We start from the raw sequence: 17264 nt of genomic DNA, 5'->3' as shown, positions 1-17264 counted from the left end.
GCGTAGGCGTCCTAGTGGTCATGGCCATCGCCTTCGTGGTGCTGGCCGGGCTCCTTACCGCCGCCGAGGCAGCCTACGGCTACCTCCCGCGACATGAAGCCGAAGCGCTGCTCAGCGGCCGCGCCGGCAAGCCGCTCCGGCGGATCCTGCAGCACCCGGTGGCGCACATGCATGCGCTGCGGTTCTGGCGGGTCTGGTTCGAAATGGCCACTGCGGTCTCTGTTGCCATGGCCTTCCAGCTGGTGGTTGAAAACCTCTGGCTGGCAGGGCTGCTGGCTACGGTCACCATGGCCGGCGTCGGTTTTGTGCTGGTTGGAGTCTCTCCGCGCCAGATCGGCCGCCGCCACGTCACCGGCGTCGTAGTCCTCACTGCGGGACTGGTGAGTGCGCTGCGCACCGTCCTTGGGCCCATCCCGGGCTGGCTCGTGAAGATCGGCTCTGCGGTAGCACCGGGAACCCAGGGTCCGGATGCGGCTTTCTTCACCGAGGAAGAGTTCCGCGAACTGCTGGACCGCGCCTCCGAGGCGGACATGATCGAGAACACCGAGGCGGAACTGATCCATTCGGTCTTCGAACTTGGCGACACCAAGGTGCGTTCCGTGATGGTTCCGCGCACGGACATGGTCTGCATCGATTCCGGGTCCACCCTCCGTCAGGCGATGTCCCTGTTCCTGCGGTCGGGCTACTCCCGGGTGCCCGTTATCGAGGACAGTGCCGACCAGATCATCGGCATCCTTTACCTCAAGGACGTAGCTGCCCAGATGCACGGCCGGACGCCGGAAGCCGGCAGCCAGCCTGTTGACGATTTCTGCCGGCCGGTCCGTTATGTGCCGGAGTCCAAGGCCGTGGGGGAACTGCTGCAGGAACTGCAGCGCGAATCGACCCACGTGGCAGTGGTTATCGATGAATACGGCGGAACGGCCGGACTGGTCACCCTCGAAGACCTGATCGAGGAAATCGTCGGAGAAATCGTAGACGAGTACGACTCCGAGCGCCCGGACATCGAAGACCTGGGCGACGGACGCTACCGGCTCAGTTCCAAAGCCGGGATCGACGACCTCGGCGAACTCTTCGACCTCAGCCTCGAAGACGACGAGGTGGATACGGTGGGCGGTCTCCTGGCCAAGGCCCTTGGGCGCGTGCCGATCGTAGGCAGCGAAGTAGTTGTCGAATCGATCGTGCTCCACGCGGAGCGGCTTGAGGGACGGCGTAACAGAGTCTCCCACGTACTTGCCTGGCGGCAGCCGGAAAACGGCGAAGACAATACGACGGCGGCGGCCCACCCGGACCGCCCCAAAACAACAGAATTGGTACCCCGAAATGACTGAACCCACGTTCCGCGCCGGATTCGTGTCCCTGGTGGGCCGGCCCAACGCCGGCAAGTCCACCCTGACCAATGCCCTGGTGGGCCAGAAGGTGGCGATCACTTCGGCGAAGCCCCAGACCACCCGGCATACCATCCGCGGAATCGTGCACCGGGAGACTTCCCAGCTCATCCTGGTGGATACCCCTGGCCTGCACCGTCCGCGCACCCTGCTGGGACAGCGGCTCAATGACCTCGTAGCGGACACCCTTGCCGAGGTGGACGCGATCGGGTTCTGCCTTCCGGCCAACGAAGCCGTGGGTCCGGGCGACCGCTACATCGCAAACCAGCTGGCAGCGCTGAAGCGCAAGCCGGTCATTGCCCTGGTGACCAAGACTGACCTGGTTGACCGTGCAGCCCTGGCCAAGCAGCTGATGTCAGTGACGGCGCTGGGCAACGAAGTGCTTGGGGAGGAAGGATGGGCGGACGTGGTTCCCGTTTCCGCCGCCGACGGGTTCCAGGTGGACACCGTTGCGGATGTCCTTGCCTCCCACATGCCGGCGTCCCCTCCGCTGTACCCCGACGGTGAGCTGACCGACGAACCAGAAGCCGTGATGGTCGCGGAGCTTGTCCGCGAAGCCGCGCTGGAGGGAGTGCGGGACGAGCTGCCCCATTCCCTTGCTGTGGTGGTTGAGGAGATCGTCCCTCGTGAGGGCCGCAGTGAAGAGAACCCGCTGCTGGATGTCCGGGTTAATCTTTATGTTGAACGTCCGTCGCAGAAAGCGATTATCATTGGGCGGGGCGGTTCACGCCTGCGTGAAGTGGGAACGAATGCACGCCGCGGCATCGAAGCGCTGCTGGGTACCCGGGTTTACCTGGACCTGCACGTGAAGATTGCCAAGGACTGGCAGCGGGACCCCAAGCAGCTGGTGAAGCTGGGATTCTAGCGGCCTAGGCGGGTCCTAAGCTTCTTCACAGCACGGGCCCGTACACTTTGTTCATCCATTTTCGCAAGCCATCAGTATCAGATCCAGGGAGGGAACGGCTATGCCATCACGCCGTGCCGCTACAGGTCATGGTCCCTCCGGATCTGCCGCTACCAGCCGACGCCGTACGGCAGCCGTACCGGGCAGCCGTCACCTGGGTAACGGAACCGCACGCGGGGGACACCCTGTGCTTGCCGCCATTGCGGTGCTGCTCTCCCTGACCCTGGTCTCCGGGCTGGTCTTCGCAGGCGTGCAGCTTTTGCGGCTGCAAAGCAACTTCGACACCAAACCGCTGAACATTGGGCAGGACCAGCCCGAAGTCCCGGCGGACACCAACACCGATTCACTGCAGATCCTGGTGCTGGGCACCGACAACCGCGAAGGCCAGGACTCCAACAACTCGGACGTCATGATGCTCGTGAACATGGCAGCAGACCGTTCCCATGTGACCGTGGTGAGCTTCCCGCGCGACCTGCTGGTCCCGCTGCCTGCCTGCACGGACCCTGAATCCGGGCTCCAGTTCCAGGCGATGGGTCTGGCCCAGCTGAACGGCGCGCTGGGCAACGGCGGCCCCGGTTGTACCGTGGCGGCAATCAACGAACTGACCGGCCTCAGCATTGACCACTTCATGATGGCCGACTTCAACGCCGTGAAGGAACTGTCCAACACCCTTGGCGGCGTGGAAGTCTGCGTGAACCAGCCGGTTGACGATCCGCTTTCCGGACTGAACATTCCCGCAGGTGTTTCCAGCGTCCAGGGTGACCAGGCACTTGCATTCCTGCGCACCCGCCACGGCTTCGGCAACGGCGGCGATGAAGGCCGCATCAAGGCACAGCAGAGTTTCCTTGCCTCCATGGTGAGGAAAGTCCAGGGTGAAGGCACGCTGAACAACCTTCCCCGTCTCTACTCCATTGCCGACACCGTGACGAAGAACCTGACCGTGGACGAGGGCCTTACCGACATCCCCACCCTGATTGCCATGGCGGGCCGCCTCAAGGACGTGGACCTGGGAAACGTTGCTTTTGTGACCGTTCCGGTGGTGCCTTACGAACTTGATCCCAATCGGCTCGTCCTGGACGAGGATGCGGCGCAGCCGCTGTTTGACGCCCTGGTCGCAGACCAGCCCATCGGTGCCGCTGCGGAAGAGGAACCTGCAGCACAGACTCCCGGCAGCGCTGCCCCCGGCACCGTTAGCCCCGAGCCCGTCGCTCCGGTGATCGATCCGGCGACTATTCCGGTGACCATCCTGGACGGTATCAACGGAACCGAAAGCGGACGTGACGCCGAACTTGCCCAGTACCTGCTCAGTGAGGGCTTCAGCCAGGCACTTGCCGGCGGCCTGTCCGCCTCAACAACGCCCGGCACCCAGGTCTTCTTCACGCCCGGCTACGACGACATGGCGCTGGAAGTTGCCAAGGCCCTGAACATTCCCTCCTCCCAGGTGGCCGTGAGTTCGGCAGTGCGCGGCGTCGTCGTTCAGGTCGGGGCGGACTTCACCAAGGGGAACCTGATGGAAGACACGGGTAACCTCGGCGGGCTCACGGGGCAGACTGCCGCGCAGGTTACGTGCCAGTCGGCCTTCGGTTACTGAGTTTTCAATAGCCCCTGAACGTGCGTGCTAGTCTGGGCACGTGCGCGCAGAGATCCTCCTTCTTAGCTGCCGCGGCGAGGCCACGCAACCCACTGTTTAGGCCGAACCCTCGCTGCGGAGTTTGTGTTGCCCGGCCACCATTTCTAAAGTTCTACAAGAAAAGGCCACCCCAGACATTATGCGAAACGCACAGCAGCCCTCCGGCATGCCGATCCACAAATATGTTCCGTTCCAGGACCAGATCAGCGTGGATCTCCCAGACCGCACGTGGCCGGACAAAGTCATTACCAAAGCTCCGCGCTGGTGCGCCGTTGATCTCCGTGACGGCAACCAGGCGCTGATCGACCCCATGACGCCCGAGCGCAAGCACAAAATGTTCGACCTGCTGGTGAACATGGGCTACAAGGAAATCGAAGTCGGATTCCCCTCCGCCTCGCAGCTGGACTTCGATTTTGTCCGGCAGCTGATCGAAGGCGACCGGATCCCGGACGACGTCACCATCCAGGTGCTCACCCAGTCCCGTGAACATCTCATCGAACGCACGTATGAAGCCCTCGAAGGCGCAGACCGCGCGATTGTCCACCTGTACAACTCCACCTCGGTGCTGCAGCGCAAGGTCGTGTTCAACACCGACCAGGACGGGATCGTGGACATCGCGCTGACCGGAGCGCGGCTGTGCAAGAAGTATGAGGAACAGCTGCGCGGCATCGACGTCACGTACGAATACTCGCCCGAGTCCTACACCGGCACGGAACTGGACTTCGCCCTGCGCATCTCGAATGCGGTGGCGGAAGTCCTTGAAGCCTCCACCGACCGGCAGATGATCCTGAACTTGCCGGCCACCGTGGAAATGGCAACGCCGAACGTCTACGCAGACTCGATTGAGTGGATGCACCGCAACCTCGCCAACCGTGAGGCAATCATCCTCTCCCTGCACCCGCACAATGACCGCGGGACCGGAGTTGCGGCAGCAGAACTTGGCTACCTCGCCGGGGCAGATCGGATCGAAGGCTGCCTTTTCGGCAACGGAGAGCGCACCGGCAACGTGGACCTGATCACGCTGGGCATGAACATGTTCAGTCAGGGCATTGATCCGCAGATCGATTTCTCCAACATGGACGAAATCCGGCGGACCGTTGAGTACTGCAACCAGCTGCCCGTGCCTGAACGCTCCCCGTACGGCGGCGACCTTGTCTTCACTGCTTTCTCCGGCTCCCACCAGGACGCCATCAAGAAGGGCTTCGAGTCCATGGAGAAGGAAGCGGCAGCTGCCGGCAAGTCAGTCGATGAGCTTGAATGGGGCGTCCCGTACCTGCCGATCGACCCGAAGGACATTGGCCGCAGCTACGAAGCCGTGATCCGGGTGAACTCGCAGTCCGGCAAGGGAGGCGTGGCCTACCTGCTCAAGAACGAGCACAACCTGGACCTGCCGCGCCGTGCGCAGATCGAATTCTCCGGAGTCATCCAGCGGCGCACGGACACCGTGGGCGGCGAAGTCACCGGTGCCGAGCTCTGGCGCGTTTTCCAGGACGAGTACCTGCCCACCACACCGGACACCGGTGCCGAGCCGTGGGGCCACTACGCCCTCACCTCCGTCACAGCGGATACGTCGGAGAACGGGTCCTTCCTGCTTACCGCCAGCCTGCGCGCCGGCGGCGTACAGCAGCGCCGCGTCGCCTCCGGTACAGGTCCCATCGACGCCCTGCTCCAGATCCTGAGCCAGGACGGTGTGGACGTCCGCCTGCTCGACTACTCCGAGCACGCCCTGTCCGCCAGCGGCAAGGCAATGGCAGCCGCCTATGTTGAGCTCGCCGTCGGGGAACGTGTGCTGTGGGGCGTAGGCATCGACTCCAACACCACCCTCTCTGCCCTGAAGGCCGTTATCTCCGCCGTGAACCGGGCGATCCGCGACGCTTCAGGCGAGTAGCACCGCGTCCGGCCCCCGGCCGACATCCAGTGCGCCCGGTACGCAGCTGCGCACCGGACGCGCTGGCGTGCAGGAACACCGTCCTGCAGGGAAAACCCGTCCAGCGTGGGAAAATAGGTGCGTGGCCAATAAATCATTCGCTTCACGGACCTACCGTGACGAGGGCGTGGTGCTGCGCACCCACAAGCTGGGCGAAGCGGACCGGATCGTCATCCTCCTGACGCGCAACCACGGCCAGGTCCGCGCCGTCGCCAAGGGGGTGCGCCGCACGTCCAGCAAGTTTGGTGCCCGGCTGGAACCCTTTATGGTCGTGGACCTGCAGCTTTCTCATGGCCGCAGCCTGGACATCGTGACCCAGGTCCAGACCAAGGGCGCCTATGGTGCGGGAATCGCCGCCGACTACGCCCGCTACACGGCAGCCGCGGCTGTTGCCGAGACAGCCGAACGCCTGACCGACGTCGACGGCGAGTCCGCGAATGCGCACTACCACCTGGTCATTGGTGCCATGGCGGCCCTGAGCCGCGGAGTCCATCCGCCGGAACTTATTCTCGATTCCTACCTTCTGCGGGCCCTGTCCACCGCGGGCTGGGCCCCGTCCTTCACGGACTGTGCCCGCTGCGGAGCGCCCGGGCCGCACAGCGCGTTCTCGGCCCCGCTGGGCGGAGCCGTATGTCCGGCCTGCCGGCCTCCGGGATCAGCATCGCCGTCAGCGGAAACCATGCTGCTGCTGGCGGCGCTGCTCAGCGGCGACTGGGAATACGCGGATGCCTCCGGCCCGCAGCCCCGCCGGGAATCGGCCGGCCTGGTGGCCAGCTACCTGCAGTGGCACCTGGAACGAGTCGTGAAGTCCCTTCAACATGTGGAGCGTGTATAGCTTTGGTTCCTCCCCGCAACTCTCCGGCTGCTCCGTGGCCGCATCCGTCCGGCGCGGTTCCGCCCCCGGTTCCCCGCGACCTGGTTCCTGCGCACGTTGCCATCGTCATGGACGGGAACGGCCGGTGGGCCAACCAGCGCGGCCTGCCACGCACCGAAGGGCACCGCGCAGGTGAAGCAGCTCTGCTGGATGTCATGGCCGGCGCCGTCGAAATAGGCATCAAACATGTCTCCGTGTACGCCTTCTCCACTGAAAACTGGAAACGCTCCCCGGAAGAGGTCCGTTTCCTCATGGGCTTCAGCAGGGATGTCCTGCGCCGGCAGCGGGACCAGCTGGACGAGTGGGGAGTGCGCATCCGCTGGTCAGGGCGCCGTCCCCGGCTCTGGGGGTCGGTGATCAAGGAACTTGAGGTCGCCGAGGAACAGACCAGGAATAACACCGCCTGCACCCTGAACATGTGCGTGAACTACGGTGGACGGGCTGAGATCACCGATGCCGTCAGCGCGATCGCCGAAGACGTGAAGAACGGCAAGCTGCGTCCCGGGAGCATTTCCGAGAAGACAATCCAGCGCTATCTCGACGAGCCGGACCTTCCCGACGTCGACCTTTTCCTGCGCACGTCGGGGGAGCAGCGGCTCTCCAATTTTATGCTGTGGCAGTCCGCATATGCAGAGATGGTCTTCATGGATACGCTCTGGCCCGACGTCGACCGCCGGACGCTGTGGGAAGCCGTGGAAATCTATGCGCGGCGGGACCGCCGCTACGGGGGCGCGGTGGACCAGGCGGCCGCCGGCGCCTAGCCGGGGGCTTGCCCGTGCAGGTAGGTTCCGGCCCACGTGCCCAGCCGGTCGTAAACCACGCGGCGGACCGGCTTCGCCGAGAGCAGCACGTCATGCAGGGCCCCGTCAAAGCGCAGGACGGTCACTTCGGGGCCCAGGAGCAGTGCCCGCTGGACCATGAGGTTGACGTCCAGCACGCTGTCCGTGGATTTCATTGACTCGTTCCAGGTGGCACCAATAGTGGACCGGGCAGATGCCATCACCAGGACAGGGCAGTTGATGTCCAGTCCGCGTGCCACCTGGGCGTGGCCTGCCAGCACTGCCGTGATCCAGCCGGCACGGACAGGCCAGCTGCCCGGGGGCTTCCAGACCGGGTCAAGTTCCCACTCGCCGTCCGCTTCAGCGCTCAGCGACCGCCAGTAAAAGTCAAGCTCGGGGATCTTCAGCCGTGCCTTGGGACGGGTGCGTGCCAGCGGCTCCAGCAGTCCTGCAGCGGCGTTACGCGCCAGGGAACTTCCGCGCAGTTCAAGCCACGGGCTGTTCAGGATCAGTGCGGAAATGCGTCCGGGGTTCCGGTGCGCCCAGAGCGAGGCAACAAGTCCGCCGGTTGAATGTGCCATGAGCGTCAGCCGTACCGGGGCCTGCGCCCCGCGGCTTTCGCGGATGTCCTCTTCAACCGCGGCCAGGGCTGCTTCGATGTCCGCGTCATAGTCGGAGAGATCGGTGATGAATCCCTCTGACTGTCCCGGCCGGAGACTGCGGCCGTACTTGCGCAGGTCAACAGCATAGAAAGCAACCCCGCGCTCGGCCCAGAAGTCAGCCAGTTCAGTCTGGAAGAAGTAGTCGGCCCAGCCGTGGACGTAGACCACTGCATGTACGGGTGCCGGTTCCACGGGGCCTCGCAGCCGGGCAATCCGTTCCCGCAGCCGCCCGGTGAATGTCGGCGGCGGGGGAGGTTCGGGGGTATAGGAGACCAGGGTCGCTGCAACCGGTCCTTCGTCATCCTCGCCGAGCTCCAGCGTCAGTGCCCGGTAGCCGTCGCCCAGTCTGTCAGGTTGCCAGTTCTGCCCCATACATCGAAAATACACGAAAGAGTCGGGACTCCCGGACGGCGATTTGGTGCAGGCCACCGCGAGTGGAAGCATTAAAACATGCGCGTCTACCCCACGTTCTTCCGGATTGTGTTCTCCGGAATGGACCCCGAAAAAGCCCACAAGATCGGCTACGAAGCAATCCGCGCCGCAGCCTTCACGCCTGCGGCACCGGTGCTGCGTGCCCTCACCCGTCCCGCCCGGGGCCAGGCGGTTGACGCACTGGGCCTGCGGTTCCCCTCGCCCTTCGGCCTGGCAGCAGGCTTCGATAAGGAGGGCGCCGCCGTCGTGGCACTGGCGAACCTCGGCTTCGGGCACATTGAACTTGGAACCGTCACGGCCCAGGCCCAGCCAGGCAATGCCAAACCCCGGCTGTTCCGGCTGGTGGAGGACCGGGCCGTCATCAACCGCATGGGCTTTAACAACGACGGCGCCGCCGCCGTCGCGCCGCGGGTGCGGAAAGCCGTGGACGGCCTGTACCGCCGCTGGGGGCGCGACCGCCCGATCGTTGGCGTCAACATCGGCAAGACGAAGAAGGTTGGGCTCCAGGACGCCGTTGATGACTACCTGGCCAGCACCCGGCTGCTTGCAGCCGGCGCCGATTACCTGGTGGTCAATGTGAGCTCACCGAACACTCCGGGCCTGCGCCAGCTGCAGAGCATCGACTCCCTGCGTCCGCTGCTGACCGCGGTGGGCCGGACTGCCGATGAGACCGCAGGACGCCATGTGCCGCTGCTGGTGAAGATCGCGCCGGACCTTACTGATGAGGACATCGACGACGTCGCCCGCCTGGCGCTGGACCTGAAGCTCGACGGCGTCGTGGCCACCAACACCACCATCGGGCGCGAAGGCCTGGTTACAGATCCCGAAACCGTTATTGCTGCCGGAGTAGGCGGGCTCAGCGGCGCGCCGCTGAAACAGCGTTCCCTCGAAGTCCTGCGCCGGCTGCGCGCCGCCCTCGGTCCGGAACCGGTGATTATCTCGGTTGGCGGCGTGGAAACCGGAGACGACGTCAAGGAGCGCCTCGATGCCGGGGCGAACCTGGTGCAGGGCTACACCGCGTTCCTCTACGAAGGACCGTTCTGGGCAGGGCGGATCAACCGGCGGCTGCGCAAGCTGCAGCGCCGCGGCTGAGTCCCGGTTCGCCGCAGGACATAGCAGGACATGGAAGAAGGGACCGGTTCAACCGGTCCCTTCTTCCATGTATGTACAGGCCTTGCAGGTTTGGGCCCGGCTAGGAGACCTTCTCGCCGCGGCGTACCTGCGGCTTGGGCAGACGGAAACGGCGCAGCTGCAGGGCACGGGAGATTCCGTACCAGACGTCGCCCTGGTTGGGGGACCCGAACTTTTCGGTGAGGCGGCGGCGCAGGAGGAAGCGGATGCGGATGCTGTCCACGATCACCAGCACAATCAGTGCCCAGAAGGCCATAAGGATGAAGCTCTGCACCGTGAGGTTCTGGATGAAGCTGGCTACCACAAAGACGGCAGCAGCGATCATCACAAATTCACCGACGTTCCAGCGTGCATCCACTACGTCGCGCACGAAGCGGCGGTTGGGGCCCTTGTCGCGCAGGGGAAGGTAGCGCTCGTCGCCGGTATCCAGGGCGGCACGGGTCTTCAGGCGTTCCTCGCGCATGGCGGCACGGCTGGCCTCCCGGGCAGCCTTGCGGTCGTTGGGGACCAGCGGGCGCTTGCGCGCAGCTACCTGGTCCTTACGCCGCGGGGTGGGAGCGCCCTTGCCGGTGGAGCCGCCGGACTTGGGCGACTCGGCCTGGGCTGCAGCTGCCTGATCCACAGTTTCCTGCGCGGTGGGCGCTTCTTTCTTTCGTCCGAACACTCATCAAGGATACCTGAACCGCACGTGGCCTGCGCGGCGGTTACGGCACAGTCAAACCCTGGCGGTTTGGAGCGTCCCCGCAGGTCCTGCGCCTCGAAGCGGCCGGGGCACGGTTGTAGGGTGTGGCCTATGACTTCCTCTACCCACACCTCCAGCACGGTCCCGGACGAAGCAGCGCTGCGCGCCAGCGTGGCGGCGGCATTTCCCCGCACGCTTGAGGACCTGACCAGGCTGGTAGCCATTCCCGGAATTGCCTGGGATTCCTTCGACCCCAAGAACCTGGACCGCTCAGCGGACGCCGTGGCGGAGCTGCTCCGCGGCGCCGGCCTGGATGACGTGCAGATCCTTCGGGTGGACAACAACGGCAAGCCCGGCGGCCCCGCCGTCGTTGCCCGCCGCCCTGCTGCACCGGGCAAGCCGACGGTTCTCCTCTACGCCCACCACGACGTCCAGCCGCCGGGCGATCCGGCGCTTTGGGAGACCGAGCCGTTCACCGCGACTGAACGCGGCGGACGGCTCTACGGCCGCGGTGCCGCGGACGACAAGGCCGGAATCATGGTGCACGCTTCGGCGCTCCGTGCCCTGAACGATGTGGTTGGGGACGAGCCGGGCGTGGGCATCACGTTCTTCATCGAGGGCGAGGAGGAAGCCGGTTCCCCTACCTTCCGGAAATTCCTCGAAACCCACCGGGAGCTGCTCCGTGCCGATGTGATTGTGGTCGCAGACTCCGGCAACTGGAAGGTTGGAACGCCGGCGCTGACCACCAGCCTGCGCGGCCTGGTTGACGGAACCTTCGAGGTGCGGGTTCTCGGCCACGCGGTGCACTCGGGCATGTTCGGGGGGCCGGTCCTTGACGCGCCGACCCTGCTGGCCAGGCTGATCGCCACCTTCCACGACGAACGCGGCAACCTCGTGATCAAGGGCCTGGAAGGATTCGACGACGCCGCCGTGGACTACCCGGAGGAGGACTTCCGGCAGGATTCCTCGGTCCTGGACTCGGTGCAGCTGGCGGGGGAGGGGTCCATCGCCTCCCGGCTCTGGACCAAGCCGGCACTGTCGATCATTGGCATCGACGTACCTTCGGTGGCCATGTCTTCCAACACCATCCAGCCCTCAGCACGGGCGAAGTTCTCCATGCGCCTGGCCCCGGGGCAGGACCCGGAGGCTGCCATGGATGCTATGGCACGGCATTTGGCGGCCAACGCTCCCTTCGGCGCCGAGGTGACCTTCACCCCGGGGGAACGCGGCAACGCCTTCGCCACGGACACCTCCGCTCCGGCTGCCCAGACCGCCCTGTGGGCGCTGCAAACAGCGTGGGGGACTACCCCTGTAGAGATGGGAGTAGGCGGTTCCATCCCGTTCATTGCGGACCTGGTTGAGGTCTTCCCGCAGGCATCGATCCTGATCACGGGCGTGGAAGACCCGGACTCCCGCGCGCACTCCGCGAACGAGTCCCTGCACCTGGGTGACTTCGAAAAGGCCATTCTCGCCGAGGCCCTGCTTTTGGCCCGTCTGGGAATGCAGGAAACCCCCTAGGCCGTTACTGCTCTAGGGGTGCGCCGACGTACCATTGAGTGAACTGGCACCGGCCCGTCAGCCTTGAACTGCCGGCGGGCCGGCCGCCCGGACGGAAAGAGAGAAGCAATGAGCACTTCCACGAGTGAGAACGCTGGCCTGGTTGGAACAGAAGCCGCCGAAGAACTGCCCACGCACGACGTGATGCTTTCCGAGGTTGCAGCCGGCAAGGTCCGCTCCCTCCTTGAGCAGGAGGGCCGCACCGACCTGCGGCTGCGGGTAGCAGTTCAGCCCGGGGGCTGCTCGGGACTGATCTACCAGCTCTACTTCGACGAGCGTGTGCTCGACGGGGATGCTGTGCGCGACTTCGACGGCGTCGAGGTCATCGTCGACAAGATGAGCGTGCCGTACCTGGCCGGAGCCTCGATCGACTTCGAAGATACGATTTCCAAGCAGGGTTTCACCATCGACAATCCCAACGCCGGTGGTTCATGCGCCTGTGGAGACTCCTTCCACTAGGCCGGAAACCGCGGCTTTTGGGCCGTAATAGAGGGTATTCTGCCCGGCACGCGGTGCGGTCTGTCACTGGACAGCACCGCGTCCGGGGTAAGCTCTACACGTAGTAGTAAAACTGATCGTGCGCAGCTGGGGGATTTTTCTGTCCGCTGTGCCGCACTTGCACGTAACAAGAGGAAGGGCCGTCTGTGAGTTCGCAGGACCGAACCAGCAGCCGACGCGCCAGGATCTTAAAGATCTCAGCCGTAACGTCGGCCGGCGCGTTGTTTTTATCGGGTTGTTCATCAGATGTCCAAAAGGGCTGGCTGCCCACGGAACGGGACACCACCAACCACACCGGCCGCATCATGGACCTCTGGGTCAATTCATGGATTGCCGCGCTGGCCGTTGGTATCCTCACGTGGGGACTGATCCTGTGGTGCATCATCGCCTACAGGCGCCGGAAGAACGAGACCGGCTACCCCCGCCAGCTCAGCTACAACCTGCCGCTGGAAATCTTCTACACGGCGATCCCGCTGTTCATGGTCCTGGTGCTCTTCTTCTTCACCGACCGCGACATCCGGGCCCTCGATGCCCGCGTTGATGATCCTGACGTCATTGTGGACGTCCGCGGCAAGCAGTGGGCGTGGGACTTCAACTACGTCAAGGAAGACAAGTACTACAGCGGTGTCCAGGTCAACCTGGACGGCGAGGAAAAGTCCCAGGACGAATTCCCCACGCTGTACCTGCCGGTCAACAAGTCTGTTGAACTCCAGCTGAACTCCCGTGACGTCATCCACTCCTTCTGGGTTCCGGCGTTCCTGCAGAAGCGGGACATGATCCCGGGCCGCACCAACTACATCACCCTCACTCCGCAGCAGGAGGGCACCTTCGAAGGCAAGTGTGCCGAGCTCTGCGGCGAGTACCACTCTGAAATGCTCTTCAACGTGAAGGTCGTCTCCGAGGCCGAGTACGAGGCCTACCTGGCCACGCTGGACGATGGCCAGCTGGGCGCAGAATACGACCGCAACACCAACCTGAATCCGACGAAGTAAGGAGGTAGGAGGAAAGCTATGACTACCCTGGAATACACTTCGGAGGAATCAGGCACGCGGGTCGCACCGCGCGTTGTGCCGGTCTCCAAGGGACGCATCGTCGTCAACTGGATCACCTCCACTGACCACAAGACCATCGGGTACATGTACCTGATCGCGTCATTTATTTTCTTCTGCCTCGGCGGCGTGATGGCCCTGGTCATCCGTGCCGAGCTGTTCGAACCCGGTATGCAGATCCTGCAGACCAAGGAACAGTACAACCAGCTGTTCACCATGCACGGCACCGTCATGCTGCTGATGTTCGCCACCCCGCTCTTCGCAGGCTTCGCCAACGTGATGATGCCGCTGCAGATCGGTGCCCCGGACGTCGCGTTCCCGCGTTTGAACGCCCTGGCCTTCTGGTTCTTCCTCTTCGGCAGCACCATCGCCGTATCCGGGTTCATCACCCCGCAGGGCGCCGCGTCCTTTGGCTGGTTCGCTTATGCACCATTGTCGAATACGACATTCTCGCCAGGCGTGGGCGGTGACCTCTGGGTCTTCGGCCTTGCGCTCTCCGGCTTCGGCACCATCCTCGGTGCGGTCAACTTCATCACCACGATCATCTGCATGCGTGCCCCGGGCATGACCATGTGGCGCATGCCGATCTTCACCTGGAACACCCTTGTGACCGGCATCCTGATCCTGATGGCGTTCCCCCCGCTGGCTGCCGCACTCTTCGCCCTGGGCGCTGACCGCCGCTTCGGCGCGCACATCTTCGATCCGGAGAACGGCGGTGCGGTCCTCTGGCAGCACCTGTTCTGGTTCTTCGGCCACCCCGAGGTCTACATCATCGCCCTGCCGTTCTTCGGCATCGTCTCGGAGATCTTCCCGGTCTTCAGCCGCAAGCCGATCTTCGGCTACAAGGGCCTGGTCTACGCAACGATCGCCATTGCTGCACTGTCCGTGACCGTGTGGGCACACCACATGTATGTGACCGGCGCCGTCATGCTGCCGTTCTTCGCCTTCATGACCATGCTCATCGCAGTACCGACCGGCGTGAAGTTCTTCAACTGGATCGGCACCATGTGGCGCGGATCGATCACGTTCGAGACTCCGATGCTCTGGAGCATCGGCTTCCTGATCACCTTCCTCTTCGGTGGCCTGACCGGGATCATCCTTTCCGCCCCGCCGCTGGACTTCCACGTGTCTGACACGTACTTCGTGGTTGCCCACTTCCACTACGTGGTCTTCGGTACCGTCGTCTTCGCGATGTTCGCAGGCTTCTACTTCTGGTGGCCGAAGTGGACCGGCAAGATGCTCAACGAACGCCTCGGCAAGATCCACTTCTGGCTCCTGTTCCTGGGCTTCCACGGCACGTTCATGATCCAGCACTGGCTGGGCGTCATCGGCATGCCTCGCCGCTACGCTGACTACCTCGTGGAAGACAACTTCACCGCGATGAACCAGTTCTCCACGATCGCCTCCTTCGTCCTGGGTGCCTCCCTGATCCCGTTCTTCTGGAACGTCTACATCACCTGGCGCCACGGCAAGAAGGTTGAAGTTGATGACCCGTGGGGCTTCGGTGCCTCGCTCGAGTGGGCTACTTCCTGCCCGCCGCCGCGCCACAACTTCACGTCGCTGCCCCGAATCCGTTCGGAGCGTCCGGCCCTGGACCTGCACCACCCGGAACTGCAGCAGACCGTCACCAACGAGTCCGCACCCGGCCAGGTCTACGGTTCGGCTGACCGCAAGGAGAGCGTCAAGTGAAAATCGAGGCAAAGCTCTTCCTCCTGATGGCTCCGTTCTTCGCAGTAGTTGGCGTTGTCTACGGCTACCTCGTGGACTGGATGGAACCGGTTGGCTTCCTGGCGCTGTTCCTGACCGCCGGCATGTCCCTGATGATCGGGTACTACCTGATGTTCACGGCACGCCGCGTGGGCATGCGTCCGGAAGACCGGCTTGATGCTGAAATCCACGAAGGATCCGGCGAACAGGGCTTCTTCAGCCCCTGGAGCTGGTGGCCGCTGGTCCTGGCGACCGCCTGCGCCGGTGGATTCCTCGGCCTCGCAGTGGGCTGGTGGGTCCTGTTCATCAGTGCAGGACTGGCCGTCGTCGGACTGATTGGCTGGGTTTACGAATACAGCCGCGGTAACCACGCGCACTAGGCTTAGCAGCCACAACTAAAGATCAGTTGACCGGAGGGTCCGCAGGTAACTGCGGGCCCTCCGGTTTTGTGTCTGCCCTCCTGGTGCGCGTGCCATTACGGCAGGCCTGGACGTCGGGGCAGGAGCGTGCTTCCCGGTATCCTTGGATAAGCACTCCACCCGAGGAAGGTCCCGTCCGCCATGTCCGAACCGCTGCCTGTCCGGCAGGCTCCCGCGCCGTGATCAAGCGTGCCCTGAAAGCCTTCCCGGAAGGTATTGATCCCGCATCCGGGGTGGCGAAGCACAAGCAGCTCGAAGAAATCCTGAGGCGGTTCGTAGAACAGCACGCTCCTCCCGGAACCGCTGTGCCCTCGGAACGTGAGCTCTCCGAGCATTTCAAGGTTGCTCGGATGACCGTGCGGCAGGCCATCGACGCCCTCGTCGCGGATGAGGTCCTGGAACGGGTTGTTGGTGTCGGCACCTTCGTGGCGAGGCCCAAAATGGACCTGCAGATCAAGCTGACCTCCTACAGCGAGGAAATGCACCGCCGCGGAATGGTGCCCGATGCCCGTGTGCTGACGTTCGAACAGGTGCCTGCCTCCCATCTAGTCGCCCGGGAGCTGCAGATTGACCCCGGACAGCCGGTGGTCCGTTTCCGGCGGCAGCTGCTGGCCGACGGGGAACCCATGAGCGTGGATGAGAACTTTATTCCGGCCTGGCATGTGCCGGGCATGCTGGACGAAGAACCGCCGACGTCGCTGTACCGGGTCCTGAGCGAGCGGTACGGCATGGTGATTGAGTGGGGCGAGGACACGATCGAGGCCACGGCCGCCACGGCATCGACGGCGAGGCTGCTCAACGTGGACCTGGGCGCACCGCTGTTGAAGATCCAGCGCCATGCCTACGTCTCCCGGTCGATGGTGGACTACTCGGTTTCCTATTACCGCGCTGACCGCTACAAGCTCTGGGTGCCGCTTCAGCGCCCCGGAATCCGGACGCCGCGCACCTACCACCCCGGACGCCACCAGGCGACCTGAACCAAGAATGGAGGGATCGCCGAATGGAGATCCTGAGGATGTACAAGCAGGACCCGCCGCGCGGGATGCTCTTCAAGGAAGCTGTCTATGAGCCCGAGGACCGCTCGCTCATGATTACGAAGGGCAGGGTAGGCCACGAGGGCGCGGTCTCCGTGAAGGAAGGCGTTGACAGCGCCCAGGCGGAGAAGCTGATCCAGGAATTCGGTGACTCCGCCGCGGGGGAGGGGTACGCAGAAATCCCTGAGGAGGAGCAGCACTGGGTCATAGCCCAGTATGCGCTCAAGTCCAAGGACGGCACTGAGCGGGACAGGTACCTTGAGCACAAGGCAGCCACCGCAATCGGCACCTATTTCTCTTGGCGGGGACTTGGATCTGTAGAAGAGACAGGGTTCAGTCCGTACAAGCTCAACATCCTGTGCCTCGTCCCTGACGTGAAACTGGCGGTCAAGGGCATCCAGGTAGTCCTGAGGGAGTCCCGGCTGGACTTTACCAAGCTGAGCATCGGGTCTGCACCGTTCGCGGACCTGGATCATCCCGTGCGCAGGTACCCGCTGCCCTCGAAGGTGCCCTTCGAACTGTAGGCATGGTTTGCCGCGCCCCTTGTTGCCGGGAGAAGAGCGGCAACAAGGGCATACAAAGCAAAGAAGCCCC

General features: G+C 64.0%; 16 protein-coding genes. 14 read left to right on the top strand and 2 right to left on the bottom strand.

Translation table 11 applies throughout. The features are described 5' to 3' along the window. Positions 1-20: 20 nt before the first annotated feature. From ABFX29_RS01495 to ABFX29_RS01470, 6 genes are all read left to right on the top strand, one after another. Positions 21-1328 carry a hemolysin family protein gene (locus tag ABFX29_RS01495; protein WP_387014337.1) on the top strand — a complete coding sequence of 436 codons (1308 nt, stop codon included), beginning with the start codon at positions 21-23 and terminating at the stop codon, positions 1326-1328. Continuing rightward, positions 1321-2250: a GTPase Era gene (gene era / locus ABFX29_RS01490; RefSeq protein WP_152227864.1), complete on the top strand. Its 930-nt coding sequence runs from the start codon at positions 1321-1323 to the stop codon at positions 2248-2250. The genes ABFX29_RS01495 and era overlap by 8 nt, the downstream gene beginning before the upstream one ends. A 226-nt stretch (positions 2251-2476) precedes the next feature. Continuing rightward, positions 2477-3880: an LCP family protein gene (locus ABFX29_RS01485; RefSeq protein WP_170287756.1), complete on the top strand. Its 1404-nt coding sequence runs from the start codon at positions 2477-2479 to the stop codon at positions 3878-3880. A 178-nt stretch (positions 3881-4058) separates the two neighbouring features. Beyond that, entirely contained in the window at positions 4059-5807 is a 1749-nt protein-coding gene (gene leuA / locus ABFX29_RS01480) for a 2-isopropylmalate synthase (RefSeq protein ID WP_152227868.1), read from the top strand. 121 nt (positions 5808-5928) lie between these two features. Next, positions 5929-6681: a DNA repair protein RecO gene (recO, locus tag ABFX29_RS01475; RefSeq protein ID WP_152227870.1), complete on the top strand. Its 753-nt coding sequence runs from the start codon at positions 5929-5931 to the stop codon at positions 6679-6681. 2 nt (positions 6682-6683) lie between these two features. Further along, on the top strand, positions 6684-7481 hold the full coding sequence (locus ABFX29_RS01470; protein ID WP_246167459.1) for an isoprenyl transferase: 798 nt from the start codon (positions 6684-6686) through the stop codon (positions 7479-7481). Here ABFX29_RS01470 and ABFX29_RS01465 read toward each other — a convergent pair. Continuing rightward, a complete protein-coding gene (locus ABFX29_RS01465) occupies positions 7478-8533 on the bottom strand; it encodes an alpha/beta hydrolase (RefSeq protein WP_152227872.1) in 1056 nt (351 codons plus the stop codon). The two genes, ABFX29_RS01470 and ABFX29_RS01465, sit on opposite strands and share 4 nt — an antisense overlap. A gap of 78 nt (positions 8534-8611) precedes the next feature. On the opposite strand from ABFX29_RS01465, the gene ABFX29_RS01460 reads away from it, so the two are divergent. Beyond that, the gene (locus ABFX29_RS01460) at positions 8612-9685 is read left to right on the top strand and encodes a quinone-dependent dihydroorotate dehydrogenase (RefSeq protein ID WP_152227873.1); all 1074 of its coding nucleotides are present in this window, start codon (positions 8612-8614) and stop codon (positions 9683-9685) included. Between the two features lie 100 nt (positions 9686-9785). Here the strand turns inward: ABFX29_RS01460 and ABFX29_RS01455 are convergent, their stop codons facing one another. After that, positions 9786-10388, bottom strand: coding sequence for a DUF3043 domain-containing protein (locus tag ABFX29_RS01455; protein ID WP_152227875.1), 603 nt, complete (start codon positions 10386-10388; stop codon positions 9786-9788). Positions 10389-10517: 129 nt separating this feature from the next. Here ABFX29_RS01455 and ABFX29_RS01450 point away from each other — a divergent pair, with 129 nt between their 5' ends. The 7 genes from ABFX29_RS01450 (at position 10518) to ABFX29_RS01420 (ending at position 17194) form a co-directional block, all read left to right on the top strand. Beyond that, positions 10518-11924 (top strand): dipeptidase, encoded by a 1407-nt coding sequence (locus tag ABFX29_RS01450; protein ID WP_152227877.1) that lies wholly within the window; start codon positions 10518-10520, stop codon positions 11922-11924. Between the two features lie 108 nt (positions 11925-12032). Further along, positions 12033-12422 (top strand): HesB/IscA family protein, encoded by a 390-nt coding sequence (locus ABFX29_RS01445; protein ID WP_055241041.1) that lies wholly within the window; start codon positions 12033-12035, stop codon positions 12420-12422. 185 nt (positions 12423-12607) lie between these two features. Continuing rightward, positions 12608-13453, top strand: coding sequence for an aa3-type cytochrome oxidase subunit II (gene ctaC / locus ABFX29_RS01440; protein WP_152227879.1), 846 nt, complete (start codon positions 12608-12610; stop codon positions 13451-13453). Between the two features lie 18 nt (positions 13454-13471). Then, entirely contained in the window at positions 13472-15199 is a 1728-nt protein-coding gene (ctaD, locus tag ABFX29_RS01435; RefSeq protein ID WP_152227881.1) for an aa3-type cytochrome oxidase subunit I, read from the top strand. Beyond that, entirely contained in the window at positions 15196-15597 is a 402-nt protein-coding gene (locus ABFX29_RS01430) for a cytochrome c oxidase subunit 4 (protein ID WP_152227883.1), read from the top strand. The genes ctaD and ABFX29_RS01430 overlap by 4 nt, the downstream gene beginning before the upstream one ends. 221 nt (positions 15598-15818) lie before the next feature. Further along, positions 15819-16613, top strand: a complete 795-nt coding sequence (locus ABFX29_RS01425) for a GntR family transcriptional regulator (protein WP_246167525.1) — start codon at positions 15819-15821, stop codon at positions 16611-16613. A 23-nt stretch (positions 16614-16636) separates the two neighbouring features. Then, on the top strand, positions 16637-17194 hold the full coding sequence (locus ABFX29_RS01420) for a hypothetical protein (protein ID WP_152227885.1): 558 nt from the start codon (positions 16637-16639) through the stop codon (positions 17192-17194). Positions 17195-17264 lie beyond the last annotated feature (70 nt).

Origin of the sequence: Arthrobacter gandavensis (genome assembly GCF_039528575.1) — a bacterium.
In the GTDB taxonomy this organism is placed as follows: Bacteria; Actinomycetota; Actinomycetes; order Actinomycetales; family Micrococcaceae; genus Arthrobacter_B; species Arthrobacter_B citreus_B.
This window is presented reverse-complemented; position numbering and strand designations above follow the sequence as displayed.